Source organism: Rhodococcus sp. ACS1, from assembly GCF_002300155.1.
In the GTDB taxonomy this organism is placed as follows: Bacteria; Actinomycetota; Actinomycetes; order Mycobacteriales; family Mycobacteriaceae; genus Rhodococcus_F; species Rhodococcus_F koreensis.
The window spans coordinates 525,707-546,057 of sequence record NZ_NSDZ01000005.1 but is presented as its reverse complement, the minus strand read 5'-3'; the positions used below and the strand labels follow the sequence as shown (position 1 = coordinate 546,057).

The following is a 20,351-nucleotide window of genomic DNA, read 5'->3' as shown; positions in this document are numbered from 1 at the left end:
TCAGATCGACGAGGTTCCGAACGGGCGCTCCGGCACGCCGTCCACGAAGTCCTTCGTCTTCTCGAAGTGCTCGGCCGTGACGGTGAGGAACAGCCCCCTCGACGTCGCCACCACCACGCCAGGGTCGGCGGTGGGCCCCTCGACGATGCGCGCCTCGGCGCTCGCGTACACCTTGCGCCGGATCGACCCGTCGACCCGCGCGTGGAATTCGAGGACGGAACCCAGCGGTATGGGCCTGGTGAAGTCGATCTCGAGATGCCCGGTGACCACCGGTCCGTCGACGATCGACCGGCACACCATGCCCAGCGCCTCGTCGAACGCTGTCGACAGGATGCCGCCGTGGATCACTCCCGGACCGCCCTGGTAGCGGGGTGCCACCTCGAGCCGGCCCCACACGTCGAGCCCGTTCCCGGCCGTGAAGCTCATCGACATGCCGGCGGGCGACTGGTCTCCGCACCCGAAGCACCTCGACCAGTGGTGCGGCACCGGCTGACCTGCGGCGGGAAAGCTGTCGACCCGGCCGGGCAGGGTCAGGTCGTCGGGCAAAGTCCAGGTACCACTCATGGATAGGTAATCTAAACGCGGGTCCGGACGTGTTTCCGCGGCGGTCCCCGACAAGTGACGTCTACCTCAGCGGGAGTATTGCGCGATGAACGATGCCGAGTCGTCGTCTGCACTGCGCGAAACGATTGCCCGGCTGGCTCCCGGAACTGCACTTCGCGACGGCCTGGAACGCATTCTGCGCGGCCGCACCGGTGCGTTGATCGTCCTCGGCTACGACGAGCAGATGGAAGAGATCTGCGACGGCGGCTTCGAACTCGACGTGGAGTTCGCCCCGACCCGCCTGCGTGAGCTGTCGAAGATGGACGGCGCCGTGGTCCTGTCCACCGACGGGTCCCGCATCGTGCGCGCCAACGTCCAACTGGTGCCCGACCACAAGATCCCGACCGTCGAGTCCGGCACCCGTCACCGCGCCGCCGAGCGGACGGCCATGCAGACCGGATACCCCGTGGTGTCGGTCAGCCAGTCGATGAGCATCGTCAGCGTGTACGTCGGCGGCATCCGGCACGTCATCGACGGGTCCGCCACGATCCTGTCGCGCGCCAATCAGGCGGTCGCCACCCTCGAGCGGTACAAGGCGCGGCTCGACGAGGTGACCCGCCAGCTGTCGGTGGTGGAGATCGAGGATTTCGTCACGCTCCGCGACGCCCTGACCGTGGTGCAGCGCCTGGAGATGGTGCGGCGCGTGTCCGTCGAGATCGAGCAGGACGTGCTCGAACTCGGGACGGACGGGCGGCAGCTCGCACTGCAACTCGAGGAACTCGTCGGCGACAACGACGTGGCGAGGGAACTCATCGTGCGCGACTATCTGGCCGGTTCCGGCCCGGCGCCCGCCGAGGACGTCGAGAAGTCGCTCACCGCGCTCGACAGGATCACGGACGCAGACCTTCTCGACCTCACGACGCTGGCGCGGGCGTTCGGCTACCCGGGCACCATCGAGGCGCTCGAGGCGCCGATGAGCCCCCGCGGCTACCGCGTCCTCACTCGCGTTCCCCGGTTGCAGTTCAACCAGATTCACCGGCTCGTCGGCTCGTTCGGAACCCTGCAGTCACTGCTGGCCGCGACGGCCGCCGACCTGCAGTCGGTGGAGGGGATCGGCGGGCTGTGGGCGCGCCATATCCGCGAGGGCCTGTCCCGGCTCGCCGAGACGTCGATCTCCGGCCCGTACGACTAGTCGTCGGCGGTCGCAGTTCACCGTCGGTGGTCCGGGCTGCCTTCTCCGACCACGGATTCCAGTGCGACCCGCACCGCGTCCAGGTGTTCGGCCATGGCGCGGGCGGCCTTGTCGTAGCTTCCGGATGCGATGCCGTCCACGATCCGGTCGTGCTCGTCGTTCGACTTCTGCTGCCGTCCCGCAACCAGATTCAGCGTTTCGGACTGGCGGGTGAGGGCTTCGCGGATGTCGACGATCACGGATTCGAATACGCGGTTCCGGCTCGTCCGGGCGATGTACGCGTGGAACTGCGCATCCAGCGACACCCACACGAGCGGGTCGTCCTCGTCCCGCATCTGGTCCACCAGGCCACGCAGGGCGGCCAGGTCCTCGGCGGTGTGCCGCTGCGCCGCCCATCCGGCGGCGGGAATCTCCACGTGCGGGCGCGCCTCGACGAGTTCGTTGGCCGCGTAGTTCCCGAAGTCGAGGTCGCGGGCGATCGAATCGCTGACGACGAACGTACCGAGGCCCGACTTCGTCTCCGTGAGTCCGAGCGCGTGACAGGAACGCAGGGCCTCCCGGATCACCGACCTGCTGACTCCGTGCCGCGCCGCGAGGGACGCTTCGGACGGAAGTCGCTCACCGACCGACAGCTCACCCGAGGTGATCGCGTCCCGCAGATCCGCGAGGACCGCCTCGGCGGCACTGACCCGCGCCGTGACAGGGCGCCTGGCTGCCCAGCTGTCTGACAGGTTCATGGGGATATTCTGCTCACGCCCCGGCGGCGGCGTCAACACGGCACGGTCCCGGGTTGACGGCTGCGAGTGAGCGAGGTAACAATTGCACCTGTCTGACAGCCTGGCAGGTGGATAGCCGGGTGGCTCGACCGAGGAATCTACCTCTTCGAGCAGCAGACTCCGTCCACCGCATCCGTGCAGAGCAACGGCTCGCGCGAATCCCCGTGAGGAATGATCAAGTGCTCGAAACGCGAACAGAACACGATCTGCTCGGCGACCGCCAAGTGCCTGCGGATTCCTACTGGGGAATCCACACGCTGCGGGCCGTGGAGAACTTCCCGATCACCGGCAGGCCGATCTCCACGAACCCCTACCTGATTCGCGGACTCGCCTACGTCAAATGGGCCGCAGCGAGCGCCAACGAGAAACTCGGGATCCTCGATCACCGCCAGGCCGACGCGATCGGACAGGCGTGCCATGAGATCGTCGACGGCCGCTGGCACGAGCAGTTCGTCGTCGACGTCATCCAGGGCGGCGCCGGGACGTCGACCAACATGAATGCCAACGAGGTGATCGCCAACCGGGCACTCGAGATCCTCGGCCACGGGCGCGGGGAGTACACGGAACTCCATCCCAACGAGCACGTGAACCTCAGCCAGTCGACCAACGACGTCTACCCCACCGCGGTCAACATCGCGACGATCTTCGCGATCGACGACCTGCTGGACGCCATGCGGGTCCTGCAGGAGGCCTTCGCGACCAAGGCAGTCGAGTTCGCCGACACCGTGAAGATGGGGCGCACCCAACTCCAGGACGCGGTGCCGATGACGCTGGGCCAGGAGTTCGCCACGTACTCGGTGATGATCGACGAGGACCGCGCCCGTCTCGGCGAGGCCGCTCTCCTCGTCCACGAGATCAACCTCGGCGCCACCGCGATCGGCACGGGCCTGAACGCACCCGCCGGCTACGCCGAGGCGGCGTGCGACACACTCCGGGAACTCACCGGACTCCCCCTCGTCCTCGCCACGGACCTGGTCGAGGCAACCCAGGACGTCGGTCAGTTCGTCCACCTCTCCGGCGTGCTCAAGCGGATCGCGGTCAAGTTGTCGAAGGTGTGCAACGACCTCCGCCTGCTGTCGTCGGGGCCGCGCGCGGGCCTGAACGAGATCAATCTCCCACCGGTACAGGCCGGTTCGTCGATCATGCCCGGCAAGGTCAACCCGGTGATCCCGGAAGTCCTCAACCAGGTGGCCTACGAGGTCATCGGCAACGACGTCACCATCACGATGGCCGCCGAATCCGGCCAGCTCCAGCTCAACGCATTCGAACCGATCATCGTGCACTCCCTGTCCGAGGGGATGCGCCACCTCGGTGCCGCCTGCCGGATCCTGGCCGACCGCTGCGTACTCGGCATCACCGCCAACGCCGATCTGCTGCGGGCCCGGGTCGAGGACTCCATCGGACTCGTCACCGCGCTCAACCCGTACATCGGCTACACCGCCTCGACCCGGATCGCACAGGAAGCGCTGGTCTCCGGCCGCAGGGTCGCCGACCTCGTGATCGAGGCGGGCCTGCTCGACCGTGAGGAACTCGACCGCCTCCTCAGTCCCGAGCATCTCGCGAATCTGAGAGCGTCCGGTTCGCCACGGCAGACACCCGTCGCCGCTGCCGCGGAGGTGGTCTCGTGACGATCGAGAAGGACGACACCTCCGGCGCCGACATCTTCGTCGAGGAAGACCTCGGCTACCGGAAAGCGCTCGGCCCGAGACAGATCCAGATGATCGCGATCGGCGGTGCGATCGGCACCGGCCTGTTCATGGGCGCGGGCGGACGCCTCCAGCAGGCCGGCCCCGCACTCGTCCTCGTCTACGCCCTCTGCGGGTTCTTCGCCTTCCTGATCCTGCGGGCCCTGGGCGAACTCGTGATGCATCGCCCCACGTCCGGGTCCTTCGTGTCGTACTCGCGGGAATTCTTCGGCGAGAAGATGGCCTTCGCCGCGGGCTGGCTGTACTGGATGAACTGGGCGATGACGGCCGTCGTCGACGTCACCGCAGTCGCGCTGTACATGAACTTCTTCAAGAAGTACTGGGCACCGCTCGGAAACGTCGACCAATGGGTCTTCGCCCTCGCCGCAGTCGTACTGGTCCTCGGGCTGAATCTCGTCTCCGTCAAGGTGTTCGGCGAACTGGAGTTCTGGTTCGCCCTCATCAAGGTCGTCGCCCTCGCCGCGTTCCTCGGCTTCGGCATCTACTTCGTGCTGTTCGGAACGCCGATCGAAGGACATTCGTCGGGCTTCAGCATGATCACCGACAACGGCGGACTCTTCCCCAACGGAATCCTGCCCGCCGTCGTGGTGATCCAGGGCGTCGTCTTCGCCTACGCCTCGATCGAACTCGTGGGAACAACTGCGGGCGAGACGAAGAACCCGCAGAAGGTCATCCCGAAGGCGATCAACACGGTCATCGTCCGGATCCTCGTCTTCTACGTCGGATCCGTCCTGCTGCTGTCGCTACTGCTCCCCTACACCGAGTACCACGCCGGCGAAAGCCCGTTCGTCACGTTCTTCGGTTCCATCAATGTGCAGGGCGCCGACGCGATCATGAACCTCGTCGTGCTCACCGCCGCGTTGTCGTCTCTCAACGCCGGCCTGTACTCCACCGGACGAATACTGCATTCGATGGCCATGGCCGGGTCGGCCCCGTCGTTCGCCGCCCGGATGAACAAGGCCGGAGTTCCGTACGGCGGCATCGCCCTCACCGGATTCGTCATCCTGCTCGGCGTCGGACTCAACGCCGTCGTTCCCACGCAGGCATTCGAGATCGTTCTGAACCTCGCCGCACTCGGGATCATCAGCGCCTGGGCCGTCATCGTTCTGTGCCAGCTGAAACTGTGGAAACTCGCGAAGGACGGCACCCTCACCCGCCCCGGCTTCCGGATGTTCGGCGCCCCCTACACCGGGCTCCTCACCCTGGTCTTCCTCGGATGCGTCGTCATACTGATGGCATTCGATCACCCGGTCGGAACCTGGACCGTCGGATCCATCGCGATCATCGCCCCGCTGCTGGTGATCGGATGGTACGGCGCGAGGAACCGCATCCGGACCCTGGCATCCGACCGCCCCAACGCCTAGCAGGAAGGACAACAGTGCCGAAAGTCGCCGTCGTCACCACCGGAGGCACCATCGCCAGCACCCGGAACGGGCAGGGTGTCAGCAGGCCCGTGGTCGCAGGCTCCGATCTGCTGGGCAGCACCCGAGCCGGAACGGAAATTCGTGTCGTCGACGTGATGTCGAAGGACAGTTCGAGCATGACGTTCGCCGACATGGACCGGGTCCGCGACACCGTCACCTCGGAGCTGAGCGACCCCGATCTCGACGCGGTGGTCGTGCTACACGGAACCGACACCATGGAGGAGACCGCATTCCTGGTCGACCTCCACCACGCCGACCCGCGGCCGGTGGTCTTCACGGGTGCGCAGCGCACCTTCGACCATCCGGAATCCGACGCCCGCGCCAACCTGACCGACGCGATCGCCGCGGGAACGAACCCCGCCCTGCGCGGAGCGGGTGTCCTCATCGCGTTCGGAGGTGCCCTGCACCGGGCGTCCGGAACGCGCAAGGCGGACACGACGTCCCTCGACGCGTTCCGATCCGTCCACCCCACCGGCGACCTGCTGCCGCAACGTCCCGATCCGCTGTCGTGGCATCCGATCTCCGGAACCCGCGTCGACATCGTGGCCGCCTATCCGGGCGCGGATCGCGTCCAGATCGACGCGTGCCTTGCGGCCGGGGCCCGGGGGCTGGTGCTCGACGGGCTCGGATCCGGGAACGCGAACCCCGCGATCGTCGAGGCGGTCCGGGACTGCACGTCCGCCGGAATCCCGGTCGTGGTCACCACCCGGGTGCCGCACGGCCCGACCTCCGCCACGTATGGCGGCGGGGGCGGCGGACACGACCTCATCTCGGCGGGGGCACTGTTCTCCACCGACCTCAGAGCAGGTCAGGCCCGCATCCTGCTCGCGGCGCTGCTCGCCGACCCCGAGCACACCGACCTCGACAAGGAATTCGATCGACGCTCACGCATCGACCCCGCACCGAGGATCAGCTGAGATTGAACGGCTCCGGCGCACTGCGGAGCTGACCGAGCTGCCCGACCACCGTGTACGCGCCGGGCCCCACCGGATCACGCTGGGGTTCCGGCTGCGTCAGGCAGTCGGGCGCAGACGTCTTGGCCGACCACTTCACGGTGAACTGGGCTTGCTCGCCCGCGGCGAGGGTGCGCGCATCGGCCGCGGACTGCGGGAAGCAGTCGATGTTGGACCACAGGCGCACGGCACCGTCGATCGTGTAGACGAGCACCTGCTGCAGGCTGCTGCCCAGATCGCGTTCGCACGGCGTGGTGCCGATGTTGGTGACGACCGTCGTGAAGCTCGGCTCCTCACCGGGCAGGTACGTCGGCTTGTCTGCCGCCACCTTGATGGCCAGCGACTGGTCCGGGCACTGTCCCGCAGCGACCGGCTGACCGCTGGGAGCTGCGCTGCTCGAGGCGCCGCTGCTCGACGCCCCCGACGAACCGGACGTGCCCGACGACGCCTCGCCGCCGGCGGCAGCGGCGCCACCGCCGCCGCCACCGGAACCGCCCGAACCACCGCTGGACGTGGACGAACCCGAGGCTGTCGGGGAAATCGACACAGGAGTGGTCAACGACGAACTCGCTGCCGCCGGATCCGTCTCGGAGTCACCGCCACCACGCAGCGAGTTGATCAACCACACCACGAGCAGCAACACGACGATGGCGCCGCCGATCGCCAGCGCCCTGCGGCGCCAGTAAATCTCGGGGGGCAACGGTCCATTCGGTTCCAGCACGACGTCAACGGTAGTTCGGCGTCGCGCGGCAACGGCTCAGCGGCTGCGGCGTGTCGCGGTCAGTCCGTGAGCTCACCGATGTCCCCGACAGCGCCCTGCAGGTGGGTACGGCCGTCGGACAGCTTGTACGTGACGCCCGCGATGGCGCACGCGCCGCTCTCCACCTTCTCCGCGATGATGCGCGAACGCTGCATGAGCAGCGCACCGGTCTCCACCACATGGCGACCCTCGAGTTCGTCGACGGTGCTGAGGCCCTCTCGGCGTCCCATGAGGATCGACGGCGCGACGCGTTCCACGATGCTGCGGATGAAGCCGGGCGGCACGTTGCCGTCGTCGAGGGCGTCGAGCGTCGCCTTCACGGCACCGCAACTGTCGTGACCGAGCACGACGATCAGCGGGACGTTCAGCACGCCGACCGCGTACTCGATGGACCCGAGCACGGCGTCGTCGATCACGTGACCCGCGGTGCGGACGACGAACATGTCGCCCAGACCCTGATCGAAGATGATCTCGGCGGCGACGCGGGAGTCTCCGCAACCGAACAGGACGGCCGTGGGGTGCTGGCCGCCGACGAGCTTCGCCCGATCGGCGACGCCCTGGCTGGGATGGAGCGAGGTGCCGCTGACGAATCTGTCGTTACCCTGACGAAGGGCTTTCCATGCGGACACCGGGTTCGAATTAGGCATGGGATCATTGTGCACCGGGCGTGTGGCACCGTCGCGACGGGATTATGACGACCCCGGAAATTCTGTTTCACCCGTGAACGAAGGGACTTGTGAGGACGAAGTGGCCGTTGACTCCTCCGCGCTGATCAACTGGTACGAGGCCCAGGCCCGGGATCTGCCGTGGCGCCGCGACGGCGTCACCGCCTGGCACATCCTGATGAGCGAGATCATGCTGCAGCAGACACCGGTCGTCCGGGTGGCCCCGATCTGGGAGGAATGGGTGCAGCGCTGGCCCGTCCCCTCCCGCATGGCCGCGTCGAGCCAGGCCGACGTCCTGCGCGCGTGGGGCAAGCTCGGCTACCCGCGTCGTGCGCTGCGACTCCACGAATGCGCCGGTGTGCTCGCCTCCGAACACGGCGACGTGGTGCCCAGCGACGTCGACACCCTCCTCGGCCTGCCCGGCATCGGTGCGTACACCGCGCGGGCCGTCGCCTGCTTCGCCTACGGACAGCGGGTCCCCGTCGTCGACACGAACGTCCGGCGGGTGGTCGCCAGGGCCGTCCACGGCAGCGCCGAGCCCGGGAACCCGTCGACCACCCGTGACCTCGCCGACGTGTCCACCCTGCTTCCCCGGACGCGTGCCCGGGCCGCCACGTTCTCCGCGGCCCTGATGGAACTCGGCGCCACCGTCTGCACCGCCCGCTCCCCCGAATGCTCCCGCTGCCCGCTGCCGAACTGCGCCTGGGTCGACGCCGGACGTCCCGCGCACACCGGAGAGCGCCGGAAGGTGCAGAAATTCGCAGGCACCGACCGTCAGGTGCGCGGCAAGCTCATGGCCGTACTCCGCGAAAGCACCGCCCCGGTCGAACGCGTCCTGCTCGACCAGGTGTGGCTCGACGACCCCGGGCAACGCGACCGCGCCCTCCACTCCCTGCTGATCGACGGCCTCGTCGAGCAGACCGACGACGGGCTCTTCGCCCTCGCGGGCGAGGGCAGCCAGCTCACACCGGAACCGCTTCGATGACGGATGACCGCGGACCTTGCGTGATCGAATCCAGCGTGAATCCGTGGTCGGTCAACAGTCGGCGCCATTCGGTGATCGTGCGCTCGCGACCTCCCAGGAGAACCAGCATGTGGAGATCCAGCAGAGCCATAGGGTGGGTTGTCGCCGATTCCGGCAGGACCTGCTCGACAATCATCAATCGTCCGCCTGGCGGGATCGCTTGCCGGCAACTGCTGAGGATCTTGCCTGCGGACGCGTCATCCCAGTCGTGGAGAATCTGAGACAGCACGTACACGTCACCATTGCCTGGGACGTCGTCGAAGAAACTTCCGCCCACGACTGTCGTTCGTTCACCGATGCCGGCCGAACCGAACGTCGACGGCGCTTCCGCTACCACATGAGGCAGATCGAACAGAATTCCGCGTAGATGCTCGTGCCGATCGAGCAACCGGGTGATCAGCGCGCCGGTCCCGCCACCGACGTCGACGACCGTTCCCACGTCAGACCAGTCGTGGTCGAGCAAGGGCAGCAAACGCAGCTCGACCAGCCCTGCTTGGCCCCGTGCGAACTCATCGGCTGCCGACGGATTCTCGGACAACCATTCGAAGTACGGCTTGCCGAACGCCGCTGAAAACGATTCCTTCCCCGACCGGATCGAATGCGCTGCGTGCCCCCACACGAGGTAGGCCTCGTTCGACATCAAGCCGACCAGGTGACGAAGCGAGCCCGGAGTGTCTGCCCGCAGAAGCTCACCGGCCTCCGTCAACGCAAATCGCCCTCCACCGTCTTCCGCAAACAAGCCTTCCGCGACGAGGACCCGCAGGAATCGACCGAGTGCGTCGGCGTCGGCGCCCACGCTCGCCGCGAGATCGCCGAGCAAGCACGCATCGTCCGCCAGTCGGTCGGGCACACCCAGCTCACAGACGGCTGAAATAGATTGGGACACGATGTATCCCATGATCTGTTTTCTCACTCGGTGGTTGATATCGCTCATGTTCACGCCACCTCGGACAGCCGCGGGAAGAGTGACGTCATCGCAGCATGTTTTAAATACGACGCGCCTGCCGTCCCGCCGGTGCCAGGCACCGTTCCGATGACTTTCAGGGTGATGCCCCAGTGGCCGCGCTTCATCGCAACCCACGCACGGTCCAGGCGCCGCATCGCCTCCTCGAGAACGTGTGCATCCGGATGCGTCTTGCGCATCGCGAGATAGACGTCCTGCAATGTATCCTCCCCGATATCGATTTTCCCAACGTGCTCGAAGTCACGGGACTCAGGTGGAGCGCAAGCGAACTCGACCTCACGAAACGCGCGCGACTGCACCGCGCTCCGCCCATGCGTGAAGCCGCGAATAATCGAGAAGGCGTCAACCGGCATCGTCGTGAGAACCCGGAAGAGCGCAGGCACCGCTTCGAGGCGGATCGACGCCCGGTCGAGGCGATCCTTCGCCGCTGCAGCAAGACCGTCGCGCAGGTCACGGATCGACCTCGAAATCGCCGTCGCGACTTGCCGATACAGACCTTCGAAGATCTGGATGCAGCGGATGAACATCTGCTCGTCGTGCAGGCGCGTCGTCGGCAGCAACGTCAGCCGAACTGCACTTCCGATCTCTTCGGGCACACTGTTCAGCGCCGGCGCAGCGACTGAAGCAAACGGGCCGTAGTCGGCGCCCGGCTGAGCCAGCGCCGCGAGACCGGCCGCAGCGACGGAAGGTTCGAGCGAGAAATCGGGTGCGAGCCTGTCGAGTTGGGTCACGACCCGTGTCACTGCGCGCGTCCGGACCACCTGGGGTGCGTGTGCCGACCTCCCGAGTGCTCGCGCCTCCAGCAACGCGAGGTCCATGGCCGCGGCAGCAACGAATGCGTCCACGCGCTGCGCGTCATCGGACCGGACGACCTGGTCGAAATAGTCGAGCCCGACATATGACAGATAGTCGCCATTCTGGGCATCGAACGTCATCGGTAGCCAGGCACCGAGAACATGATGCGCACGGTTGTTGTCATGGAAGTTTTGCAGCATGGCGACCAGGCGGGGCCGGACCCCGTTGCGCCCGACCGTCTGATAATGGGCCGCGACGGCCGCATGGGGAAACTCCGCGTCCCCCGCCTCCCATTGTCGGAGCGCATTCTCGATATTGCGTCCAGACAATTCATCGGTCGTCGCTTCAGCAGCCTGAACGCACGTGCCCCCGACGCCGATCACGCCGGAACGAACAAACTTCTGCTCGGCTTCGAGCAGCGTTTCGGAAATCAATGCGAAACCCGCCTCTCATCCTTACTGCGGTGTTCAGCAATCTTCGACGACGCGCGGCGAATGCGGATAGACACCCTAGGGAGACTTTGCGGCACCCTTTCCGCTGGGGGGGTGACGTTTTCAACCCTGGGGTGCCTGTTCCGCCCGCAGGCACGTGCCCAGGATTGGGAGCGATACAGAACTCGAGGCAGGTCGATCCCACAGAAGGAAGAAATCTATGCACATAATCGCCAGAAGCGCACTCGAGACGATCAACGAAGCCGTTGTCGGCGGGAGCGTCCACAACCTGGGTGTCGTCAAGATATTCAGCCAGCACCCTCAGTTGGCGCAATTCATTCCTGCTTCCAGCAATTTGGCGATCAGCTGGGTCAGGTTGGAGTGCGGTGAGGTGCTGGCGGTGCACAAGCACCCGGAGCCCAGCCTGATCCTGATCTGCGAGGGCTCCGGACGAACGATGGGCAGTGCAGAGCAGGAGGTCGGTGCGGGAGACATGATCCTCGTACCCGGCGACACCTGGCACGGCTTCGAAGGAACCCAGGACGGTTTCTGGGCGCTCTCGATCCAGTTCGACGGCAAGGCACTCTACGAGGACGCCGAGCAGCCCAACGCAGTGTTTGCAGGCGAGGTACCGAATCGGGCGGCTGTGCTCCTGGCGGACAACGAGAAGTACCTGCAGCAATTCGGAACCAGCAGCCTGCTGCGGCTGATCGACGACCCCTCGTTCGACAACCCACACGTTCGGGAACGGCTGCTCGACTGCCAGCAGACCTGGTCGGACGTGTTTCAGGACCTGCTGCACCTGCGTGTCGCGATGACTACCGATACGGCGCACAAGCAGGTGGCGCTCGACCATCTGGTCGAGGAACTGGGCCATAACGACAACCTGCGCAACCAACGGGGATCAGCGCACGCGCCGGTCACCGATGAGACGTTCGTATCGACAATGGAGTGGTTCAGGCATCAAATGCTGTACCGGAGCGACATGGTGCGCACTCTGCTGATGCATGTGGTGCTGGAAGGTAGTGGCGAAATCTGGCACCGGGAAGCGGCGCGAGCATTTCCGGCAATTCCGCACTTCCAAGAACACGGAGAAGACGACGGCGAGCACGTGAGTATGGGAATCGATCTGCTCGATCGAGCAACGCCGGCCGAGATTCGAGAACTCCGTGAAGCACTTGCCGAGGGATGGAAGATGATCACGCAATTGTGCGACAGAATCGCGTCGATCGCCTTGGCCGACACGGCGGTCCCCACGTACTCCACATGCTGAGCGTCCTCAGGAAAATCGTCTGGTTCGAGGTTCCCACACCCCGAACTCGACTCGACCCGGTGCCCAACGCCTCACACCTTGCCAGATGGCAGCGGTGGTGTGACGCGGCGCAGCGGGACAGCGTGAACGCGCCCCGAGGCGAGCGACTGAGCAGATCCGTCTTCGGCGGACTTCGTCGTGACATCATGCTCGGGCTCGTGGCCATCGCGGTCAATGCAGGATGCGCCTTCGGTGCTGCGATCACGCTGAAATCGCTGATCCAGCACCTCGTCACCGGCGATTCAGCAGTCACGACGAACCTCACGCTCGGTATCACTTGCATCGTGCTGACCTACTTGGCATGGCTTGCCTTGAATCACACCTTCATGCAAGCCGACGTGGTAGGCATCGGAGCCCGGACATACATAGAACAAAGGCTGCTGCACAAGAAACGCAGCAATGCCCCTTCCGACCAACCGGCCGACCTGGTCACGCTGCTGGACCGGGAGGCAGCACGCGTCGAAAACGCGTGGTCCGGACTCATTTTCATCATTCTGGCACTCGCAACCATCACCTTCACCTCCGCGTACTTCTTCGTGGCGTTGGGACTGAGCGCTCTGGCGGCACTGTCGGTGATTCTCGTCAGTTCCGCGGTGATCTACTGGAACGCCAAACAATTGAATGCCGCGCACGCTGCACTGTCGGCGACGGCGGCAGATCGCATCGAAGTCGGCCTGTTCTCGCTGAACAATCGCCTGCTCGCGTGGCTCAAGAACTGGAACGACGAACTGTTTCGGCGCTATGCCGACAAGCGAGATGGCGAGGAGCGCGCGCTCCTGAAAGCGGCGCGTCTCATCGCGCGGATCAACCTCATATCGACACTCACTCCGATCGTTGCCATGCTGGCCGCGGTGTTCACCCAGCTGGCCCACCTTGGTTACGTCGATCCAGCAGGCCTGTTGTCCACAATGGCGCTGGTCGGAGGCTTGAAATCCGTCGCCAACAATATTCCCTTCATTGTTCAGAGTCTGTCCCAGGGCATTGTCGGGCACACCAACGTTGCGAAGTATCTATCCAGTCCGCACCCGCTGGACACCGATGCGACCGCAACGCGCCTACCGGCAACAACGGCGAAGCACATCGCCGTCGTCGGCGCCGCGGGCAGTGGCAAGACATCCGTTCTGAAAATCGGTGCACGTCACAGCAGCCAGGTGAACAGCAAAACGTTCTTCGTACCGGATGAACCGTGGATATTCCCTGGCGGGCTCTACGAGAATTTGTGTCTCTATCGAAGCGAATTCACCGACGACGAGGCCCGTCGAGCCTTGACACTGTCCCGACTTCCCGAAACCTTCTACGGCGACTACCTCTCGAGCAAGTCACGCGACCGGACCGAGGGCTGGAACGTGTCCCGCGGGCAGGGGAAGCGACTGGAACTGGCACGGGCACTATTGGCCGAACCGAAGTTCGTGTACCTGGATCAGCCCACAGCAGGGCTGGACGACGACCTGGCGAATGGGCTGCTGGCCGCCCTTCTACGCGGGCCGTGGCACGACACCACGGTCATTTATGCAACGGACAAGCCCGATGAAAAAGATGCCGCAGACGAGATATGGGTAGTGGCCGGAGGCGAGGTCGTGGAGGTGATGCGAAACCTCACACCACGTGCGGCGAATCCTGTTCGAGACCGCAACGGGGCGCTCGCTCACGAGGATCGGTCGGTCGCTCGCCGTCCCCAGGGCGTGGACCGACCCGAATTCTCGACCTCGTCACGCCGCAGTCTGATGAGCCTGGGCGTCGCGAAGGTCGCGGTTGTCGCATGCGTCCTGTTTGCGTGCCGCGACGTTCTGACGATCGTCGGTGACTACACAGCTGCCAGCGGAATTTCGACCACGAATGCGCGGACAGCAGCGACAATCCTCATCGCCGCACTGTCCGCCGGGGCACTCCTGTCGATCTTCACCTCCCTGTTCATCGTCAAACGCAGCATCATGGCGGCATCCCGAAAGTGTCGGAATTACTTCTCGACCGTCATGAGTCCAAAGCCCTCCAGGTCGGCCTTCGACGAGGTCGATCAGGACTATCAGAGCAAACTGACATGGGATCAACGACGTATCGACGAACTTCTGCCAGAAGTACTTCTGAATACGCTGGGTGCGGTTACATTGCTGCTCACGACCGCCGCGTTCGTATTGAGCAAGAACATCTTCGTCCTGCTGCCCCTTGTCGGGATGTGCTTCGCCTACTGGCACAGTTCGAAGCGATCGGGAAGGCGACTGCAGGACTTCAACGATAGAGAGATCGGTACGACGTCGACCGTGTTGGAGCGGGTCGAGGCCATTACCTGGAGCTCAGCGAGATTCGATTTGGCACGCGACAACTCGGCCCTCGTCAATTGGCTGAACAAGAGTTTGATGAATCGCGCCTTCGCTTCGATGGATAATGCGGGCGCGCGCCGCTGGTTCAATTACAAGCTCGACTTGATGGGTGTGCTCTTCCTGTCGGTCGTCGTCGGCTCCACCGTATTTGTCCAGGTCGGCGGCGGATCCGGCCTCAGCGGTGTTCTCGCGCTCAGTCTCTCGTACAGCCTCATCGCCGTTTTCGCCCGAGTGGGCCGTTGCCTGGTGGACCTCAGACAGGTTCTCGACAGCGCGGATCGCCTCCTCACGCCTCCGACCGGCCCGGCGCCGTGCTGGACCGGCTCAGCAGTTGACGACGCAGCGCTCGTGTCGTTTTCGGAAGTAGCGTACGTCGCGCCGCACACCGGGGCGGTGCTGCTGGAAGAGCTTTCCGAGTCCTTTGCCAGCCGAGACGTCGTGGTCATCATGGGGCCGAGCGGGGTCGGCAAGTCGACATTTGCGAAGCTGGTTGTGGGCAGTCTGCAGCCGACAACAGGCGTCCTCTCGACATTGGGCCGGACGACGGGATACGTCTCGAATTCCCACGCCGAAGACATCCTCCTCCTGACGTCGAGTCCGATCTTCAAGCCAGGCAAATTGATCGAACACTTCAACAGCCCGTTACCGCTCGAATTGGCTCGCGTCGTCGACTATCTCGACGTGGCAGACGTCGTCGGGCGACTACCGTCCGGATTCGACGAGCCCGTCCCCGCCACCGGTCAGTTGAATCTGAGCAAGACGGAACTGCAGCGGCTGGCGCTCCTCGACCTGTTGATCAATCGCCCCGCGATCGCAATTCTCGACGAAGCAACATCCGAGTTGAGTACAGCAGCAGAGCTCTCGATATTGCAGGCCGTGATTTCTGCCTTGCCGGACACGCTCTTCTTCATCATCACGCACAATCCCGGGCTGACCGAACTTGCCAGCCGAGTCTTCCACTTCAACGGCGAGCGACGCCTCCTCGAGAATTCCGGCCAGTCGCACACGAGAGCCGATCGGAACTGGAATGGAAAGGAGGAAGACCATGGAATGGCTGCCCCAACGCGATGCGTTCTGTAACAGTCACAACGTTCCACGGCCACAACTTCCGCTGAGGAACATCGCGCACTGGAACGCGGTACTCCAGGGCAGCGTGAGCAGCGATGACGCCCTGCACCACGAGCGAGCGTACGTCGCACCCGGATACTTCTACATGCCCGTGTGCGACGAGCCCGACGATCGGGCACTGGCGGAGTTGTCGAGCCTGGCGTCAACCGCCGACTGGTTGCTGGTCCCTTCCCTTCGCAGATCCGATCGCCGCCGGCGCGCCGACGTCATTGCAGTTCCATTCATGAAGGCGGCATTCTTCCGGTCTTCGCGAAGTGTGGACCTCGCCCTGCGAACCGCGGTAGGAGCCAGCCAATACAAATCGATCGTCAGGCTCACGAGGAAGGCCGAGGCGGCGTGCACAACCGAGATACACCGTCTCTCGGACGTGGCAGAAGACAATCGGGTCCTGCGCGATTTCGCCTGCCTTCAGGCCTTGAATGTGGCCAAATACGGACACGCCAAGAACCTCTATACGAACGATGTGCTGCGTATGCTGGCAGGCTCGTCCGAAGGTGAGAAATACTTCGTGAAGCTGGACTACGACAAGTATTCGAATACTCCGTTGGCCGGATCACTGAGCTACGCCGACGACCACCGTGGCGTGTTTACGAAACTCGTTCGGGGACTGGACCATGACCGAATTCCACGCGGATTGAATCTGTACATCGCCGACTACTACCAAATGTATCATTTCGCGGATCGGCTGGGTTTCGCGGACGTCTGCCTCGGCCGAGGCGCCATCGACGCGAAGGTCCGGGTAGGCGCAATTCACATTGTCGACCTGGACAACTGGCTGATTCCGGTCAACACGCGGCGTACGCAGGCGATGCGGGACTACGCGAGATCGCGACTTGGAGACTAGATGATCAGCGAAATAGCCTGGGCAGATGGACGATGCGTGCGATTCGACGAGGTGAGCCTGTCACCTGCCACCCATGGGTTGTCGTATGCCACATCGGTGTTCGACGGTATCCGCACGTACGGCGGCAGCATCTTCAAATGTGACGACCACATAGCGAGGTTGCGGCGGTCCGCCGAGTTGTTCGGGCACACCGTGCACTATTCGGATGCGGACTTGGCCGATGCTTGCCGCGAATTGGTGAGGGCCAACGACCTTACCGATGCGTACATCAAGTGCTTGGTCTTCTATGACGACACCGATGTGAGTTTCAAGGCGCAGGGCTCGTCCAGCAAGGTGGTCCTGTTTGCGCTGCCCTTTCCTTCGTATTCGGCCGCGGAGCACTATCGGCTCTCGACGGCAACGTGGCGGCGTGCACCCGCCTCGTGCCACCCGTATCAGGCGAAAACGTCGTCTACCTACGCGTTGAGCTACTTGAGCCACCGCGGGCGGGCCGACGGTTACGATGATGTGCTCTTCCTCTCGACAGCCGACGCTGTGTGCGAGTCGAGCGGCTCGAATGTGTTCTTCGTCAAGGGAGACGCATTGTTCACGCCCACTGCCGAATTGGCCCTCGACGGGATTACCCGAAGGGTGGTCATCGATGAGTTGTGTCCGCGACTGAAGCTCTCGGTAACGGAACGCGACATCGCCTACGACGAGATCGGATCGTTCGACGCCGCATTTCTGTGTGGCACTGCGATCGAAATCATGGGGGTTTCCGGCATCGACGAGATCCGGTATGCGAAGTCCGCAGTGGTCGATGCGATTGCAACCGAGTATCGGCGCTTGACCAACGGCCGGTCCGCGATCCGATGACGACCACACAAGGTGGGCGATCTTTCCCCCCAGGGTTCCTAGCTTCACGGCCGTCGGCTCGGGATAGTACTGGAAGGTGAAAGTCCTATTCGCCGAACTGTATTCCATCCAGCGGGGTCTTCCGAATGAAACTGCTCATCCTCCATCGCGTTCCGTATTCCTTCATCGAATACCATCGTGTCATCGATCATGGAATTCACGATGTCGTCTACGTGGGCTCGAGCGCGCAACTTGCGACCCTGCCGCCCGACCTTCCCTGCACGAGGGTTGAACGCCCGGGTCGAGCAGGTCTGGCCGAGGAAGTTCGCACCCTGTTCTCCACCGACGATGCCTTCGACCGGGTCATCAGCGTCTCCCAATACGAGATGATGGAGGCGGCGCAGATAAGACGGAGCCTCGGAGTAGAAGGGACATCACCGGAGCAGGTCCACATCGTGAACGACAAGGTAGCGATGAAAGCCGCGGTCGCAGGATGCGGACTTCGCGTGCCCAGATTTGTTCGCTGCGACGAGGCGCTCACCGCTGCGTCCGCCGATGTCGCTCCTTGGGCTGGGAAGACGGTGCTCAAACCACTCGATGGAACCGCCAGCAAGGATGTTTTCGTTTTCGCCACCTACGCTGACGCCGGCGCTGCGATTCTCAATCACCCTACAGGTCTGGAGGACTGGGATCCGGAACGCTTCCAGCTCGAAGAATATGTGGAGGGGCCGATCTTTCACTTCGATGGCGTGATGCTTGCCGGTGCGCCGGTGGCGATCGTCGCCAGCAGATATCTGGGCACTTGCCTCGAGTTCGCCCAGGGAGTTCCGCAGGGATCGATTCAAGTCGACGACGACGGTGGGCGTTGCAAGGTAGCGGTCGAGTACCTTCGGGCCGTGGGTATCGACAATGGCCCATTTCATCTCGAAATGATCGAGGCCGCAGATGGAATGGTTTTCCTGGAGGTCGGCGCCCGCCCCGGCGGCGGACATATCAAGGAGACGTTCCGGCTTGCCACAGGCATCGACTTGGTCGCGGCCGGTTTGGCCTGCAACCTCGATTGGTCACCTCTCGACATCAATCCACTGAAACGATGGTTCGAAAGTACGGCGAGCAGCACGGTCTACGGGGATTTCATGTTCCCGGGTCACCTGCTTCCGTCGCGGTACTGCGCGATATCGGGTGGAGAACGGTTTCAGGCCCACCCAGACGTTGTTCGATGGAAGGAGCTGGACGCGGGCGCTTCTCTTCCGGAGACGGTGAGCTATTTCGATTTCGAATTACCCGTCAGCGGCATCGTCGCCGGCCGGTCGAGCTCGGAAGTGACCTCACTCATTCGCGAAATCCTGACGACCGTGCAAGTCGTACCGATCGAGCAGCCCACGCAATGCCCCACACCTGGCTGACCGGGCAGAACATGAATCTGCCCGGTCAGTGCGGGAGCGGACTCGTCTCCACCCGAATCCGAGCCTGCGCGTCAGCCAACCGGCGCTCGGCGTCCACGAGATCGGTGCCGACCGCGACTATGACACCTTGACGATCCGCAGAGGACCGGAGCGGACCGAGGTGTTGCCCTGGTTCGAGAGAACACTGCAACCGGATTATCCCCTCGGCCTGACGCGCGGCCTCGATGCCCTGCACGCGTTCGATCACCACATTCTCGTAACCAAAGAATGCGACGCAGCCTGCTCCAAGCCCGGGTGTTCGCGATTGCGGCGGCAGCCCGGCAAGATGACAGATCGACTCCCGGACCAGATCGCGACCCATCGCACGGTGCACCAGCTCCCAAATGAAATCGCCTCCAGGACGGGTATTGCCCTCGATGATCCGGGGCCCGGCCGAACCGATACGCACTTCGGTATGGGCCGGCCCAAAGGAATGACCGATCGAACTGAGGAAATCGGTGACGAGACCGCGGAGCTCGGCAAGGGCCGATACCGCGAGCACGGCCGGCATCAGATGACCGGTTTCGATATACCGTGGCGGGCCGGTGGTGGTTTTTGCGGTCACTGCGATGATGTCGTGCCGGCCATCCATGGTGAAGGATTCGACGCTGTATTCGGGGCCGTCGATGAACTCTTCGACGAGGGTCGGCCCGGGGTACTCGCCTCGAGAGCAGGCGAATGCGGATTCGACCTGGTCAAGGCTGGAGACGCGAAGAACACCGGAGCTGCCGGCGCCTTCAGCCGGCTTGACGATGATCGGGCCGCCCACTGACTGAAGAAAGCTCCGTACCTCGGAGGCCGAATGGCAGCTTCGGGTCCGCACAGCTCCGAGATCACGACCGGCCAGGTGCTCGCGCATGGCGATCTTGTCGCGGGTCAACCGGACGGCTTCCCGCGCATTGCCCTTGATGCCCAATGCCTCTTTGATCACGGCGGCCGGCATGAGGCCGTGCTCGGTGAAGGACACGACGGCATCGACGGGTTCGACCTCGTGCAGCTCCCGCGCCATGCTGAGCGCCTCTGCATGGTTGCGGTAATCGAATACGCACAGCCGGTGGGCGCGCCTGGCCTGCTGCGCGGTGACCGATTCGGAATTCTGAAACACAGACAGCTCGACCGGTAGATCTTCGATCATTCGGAAAGTCTCGTCATGTCCGCCGACGATCAAGATGTGAGCCATGCCGACCCAGCTCCCCGAGGTCCGCTGATTCCCGGAGGTCGCGCTCGTCCGGCCGGT

The 20,351-nt window shown here is 64.1% G+C and carries 17 protein-coding genes; 10 read left to right on the top strand and 7 right to left on the bottom strand.

What is annotated here, in order from left to right; all coding sequences use genetic code 11:
* A complete protein-coding gene (locus CJ179_RS23275; protein WP_179377631.1) occupies nt 1–564 on the bottom strand; it encodes a PaaI family thioesterase in 564 nt (187 codons plus the stop codon).
* Between the two features lie 85 nt (nt 565–649).
* Between CJ179_RS23275 and disA the strand changes: the two genes are divergently transcribed.
* Entirely contained in the window at nt 650–1,735 is a 1,086-nt protein-coding gene (gene disA / locus CJ179_RS23270; RefSeq protein WP_012691546.1) for a DNA integrity scanning diadenylate cyclase DisA, read from the top strand.
* A 17-nt stretch (nt 1,736–1,752) separates the two neighbouring features.
* Here disA and CJ179_RS23265 read toward each other — a convergent pair whose 3' ends face one another.
* Nucleotides 1,753–2,472: a FadR/GntR family transcriptional regulator gene (locus CJ179_RS23265; RefSeq protein WP_095863016.1), complete on the bottom strand. Its 720-nt coding sequence runs from the start codon at nt 2,470–2,472 to the stop codon at nt 1,753–1,755.
* Nucleotides 2,473–2,690: 218 nt separating this feature from the next.
* On the opposite strand from CJ179_RS23265, the gene CJ179_RS23260 reads away from it, so the two are divergent.
* The 3 genes from CJ179_RS23260 to CJ179_RS23250 are packed head-to-tail and all read left to right on the top strand — an operon-like array spanning nt 2,691 to nt 6,558.
* Nucleotides 2,691–4,139 (top strand): aspartate ammonia-lyase, encoded by a 1,449-nt coding sequence (locus tag CJ179_RS23260; RefSeq protein WP_095863015.1) that lies wholly within the window; start codon nt 2,691–2,693, stop codon nt 4,137–4,139.
* The gene (locus CJ179_RS23255; RefSeq protein ID WP_072947404.1) at nt 4,136–5,581 is read left to right on the top strand and encodes an amino acid permease; all 1,446 of its coding nucleotides are present in this window, start codon (nt 4,136–4,138) and stop codon (nt 5,579–5,581) included. Before CJ179_RS23260 ends, CJ179_RS23255 begins: the two co-directional genes overlap by 4 nt.
* Before the next feature lie 14 nt (nt 5,582–5,595).
* Nucleotides 5,596–6,558 carry an asparaginase gene (locus tag CJ179_RS23250; protein WP_095863014.1) on the top strand — a complete coding sequence of 321 codons (963 nt, stop codon included), beginning with the start codon at nt 5,596–5,598 and terminating at the stop codon, nt 6,556–6,558.
* Here the strand turns inward: CJ179_RS23250 and CJ179_RS23245 are convergent.
* Nucleotides 6,551–7,315, bottom strand: coding sequence for a hypothetical protein (locus CJ179_RS23245; protein WP_072947402.1), 765 nt, complete (start codon nt 7,313–7,315; stop codon nt 6,551–6,553). The two genes, CJ179_RS23250 and CJ179_RS23245, sit on opposite strands and share 8 nt — an antisense overlap.
* A gap of 59 nt (nt 7,316–7,374) precedes the next feature.
* On the bottom strand, nt 7,375–8,001 hold the full coding sequence (locus CJ179_RS23240; RefSeq protein ID WP_095863013.1) for a carbonic anhydrase: 627 nt from the start codon (nt 7,999–8,001) through the stop codon (nt 7,375–7,377).
* A 100-nt stretch (nt 8,002–8,101) separates the two neighbouring features.
* On the opposite strand from CJ179_RS23240, the gene CJ179_RS23235 reads away from it, so the two are divergent.
* Nucleotides 8,102–9,004, top strand: a complete 903-nt coding sequence (locus CJ179_RS23235; RefSeq protein ID WP_072947389.1) for an A/G-specific adenine glycosylase — start codon at nt 8,102–8,104, stop codon at nt 9,002–9,004.
* Here the strand turns inward: CJ179_RS23235 and CJ179_RS23230 are convergent.
* Both CJ179_RS23230 and CJ179_RS23225 read right to left on the bottom strand, forming a co-directional pair.
* On the bottom strand, nt 8,982–9,977 hold the full coding sequence (locus CJ179_RS23230; protein ID WP_095863012.1) for a methyltransferase: 996 nt from the start codon (nt 9,975–9,977) through the stop codon (nt 8,982–8,984). The genes CJ179_RS23235 and CJ179_RS23230 overlap by 23 nt on opposite strands.
* 2 nt (nt 9,978–9,979) lie before the next feature.
* The gene (locus CJ179_RS23225; protein WP_095863011.1) at nt 9,980–11,236 is read right to left on the bottom strand and encodes a hypothetical protein; all 1,257 of its coding nucleotides are present in this window, start codon (nt 11,234–11,236) and stop codon (nt 9,980–9,982) included.
* A 217-nt stretch (nt 11,237–11,453) separates the two neighbouring features.
* Here CJ179_RS23225 and CJ179_RS23220 point away from each other — a divergent pair, with 217 nt between their 5' ends.
* From CJ179_RS23220 to CJ179_RS23200, 5 genes are all read left to right on the top strand, one after another.
* On the top strand, nt 11,454–12,506 hold the full coding sequence (locus tag CJ179_RS23220; protein ID WP_095863010.1) for a cupin domain-containing protein: 1,053 nt from the start codon (nt 11,454–11,456) through the stop codon (nt 12,504–12,506).
* Nucleotides 12,500–15,943 carry an ATP-binding cassette domain-containing protein gene (locus CJ179_RS23215; protein WP_095863009.1) on the top strand — a complete coding sequence of 1,148 codons (3,444 nt, stop codon included), beginning with the start codon at nt 12,500–12,502 and terminating at the stop codon, nt 15,941–15,943. Before CJ179_RS23220 ends, CJ179_RS23215 begins: the two co-directional genes overlap by 7 nt.
* Nucleotides 15,909–16,835: a hypothetical protein gene (locus tag CJ179_RS23210; RefSeq protein WP_072947384.1), complete on the top strand. Its 927-nt coding sequence runs from the start codon at nt 15,909–15,911 to the stop codon at nt 16,833–16,835. The genes CJ179_RS23215 and CJ179_RS23210 overlap by 35 nt, the downstream gene beginning before the upstream one ends.
* Before the next feature lie 36 nt (nt 16,836–16,871).
* Nucleotides 16,872–17,690, top strand: coding sequence for an aminotransferase class IV (locus tag CJ179_RS23205; protein WP_257015711.1), 819 nt, complete (start codon nt 16,872–16,874; stop codon nt 17,688–17,690).
* 125 nt (nt 17,691–17,815) lie between these two features.
* Nucleotides 17,816–19,075, top strand: coding sequence for an acetyl-CoA carboxylase biotin carboxylase subunit family protein (locus CJ179_RS23200; RefSeq protein ID WP_072947382.1), 1,260 nt, complete (start codon nt 17,816–17,818; stop codon nt 19,073–19,075).
* A 25-nt stretch (nt 19,076–19,100) separates the two neighbouring features.
* Here the strand turns inward: CJ179_RS23200 and CJ179_RS23195 are convergent, their stop codons facing one another.
* Entirely contained in the window at nt 19,101–20,294 is a 1,194-nt protein-coding gene (locus tag CJ179_RS23195; protein WP_095863007.1) for an ATP-grasp domain-containing protein, read from the bottom strand.
* Between the last annotated feature and the right edge of the window lie 57 nt (nt 20,295–20,351).

What these genes read in the sequence shown, in the direction of transcription:
- CJ179_RS23220 (WP_095863010.1), top strand. Translation starts at nt 11,454, where the DNA reads ATGCACATAATCGCCAGAAGCGCACTCGAGACGATCAACGAAGCCGTT.
- CJ179_RS23275 (WP_179377631.1), bottom strand. Translation starts at nt 564, where the DNA reads ATGAGTGGTACCTGGACTTTGCCCGACGACCTGACCCTGCCCGGCCGG.
- disA (WP_012691546.1), top strand. Translation starts at nt 650, where the DNA reads ATGAACGATGCCGAGTCGTCGTCTGCACTGCGCGAAACGATTGCCCGG.
- CJ179_RS23230 (WP_095863012.1), bottom strand. Translation starts at nt 9,977, where the DNA reads ATGAGCGATATCAACCACCGAGTGAGAAAACAGATCATGGGATACATC.
- CJ179_RS23195 (WP_095863007.1), bottom strand. Translation starts at nt 20,294, where the DNA reads ATGGCTCACATCTTGATCGTCGGCGGACATGACGAGACTTTCCGAATG.
- CJ179_RS23200 (WP_072947382.1), top strand. Translation starts at nt 17,816, where the DNA reads ATGAAACTGCTCATCCTCCATCGCGTTCCGTATTCCTTCATCGAATAC.
- CJ179_RS23265 (WP_095863016.1), bottom strand. Translation starts at nt 2,472, where the DNA reads ATGAACCTGTCAGACAGCTGGGCAGCCAGGCGCCCTGTCACGGCGCGG.
- CJ179_RS23215 (WP_095863009.1), top strand. Translation starts at nt 12,500, where the DNA reads ATGCTGAGCGTCCTCAGGAAAATCGTCTGGTTCGAGGTTCCCACACCC.
- CJ179_RS23240 (WP_095863013.1), bottom strand. Translation starts at nt 8,001, where the DNA reads ATGCCTAATTCGAACCCGGTGTCCGCATGGAAAGCCCTTCGTCAGGGT.
- CJ179_RS23210 (WP_072947384.1), top strand. Translation starts at nt 15,909, where the DNA reads ATGGAATGGCTGCCCCAACGCGATGCGTTCTGTAACAGTCACAACGTT.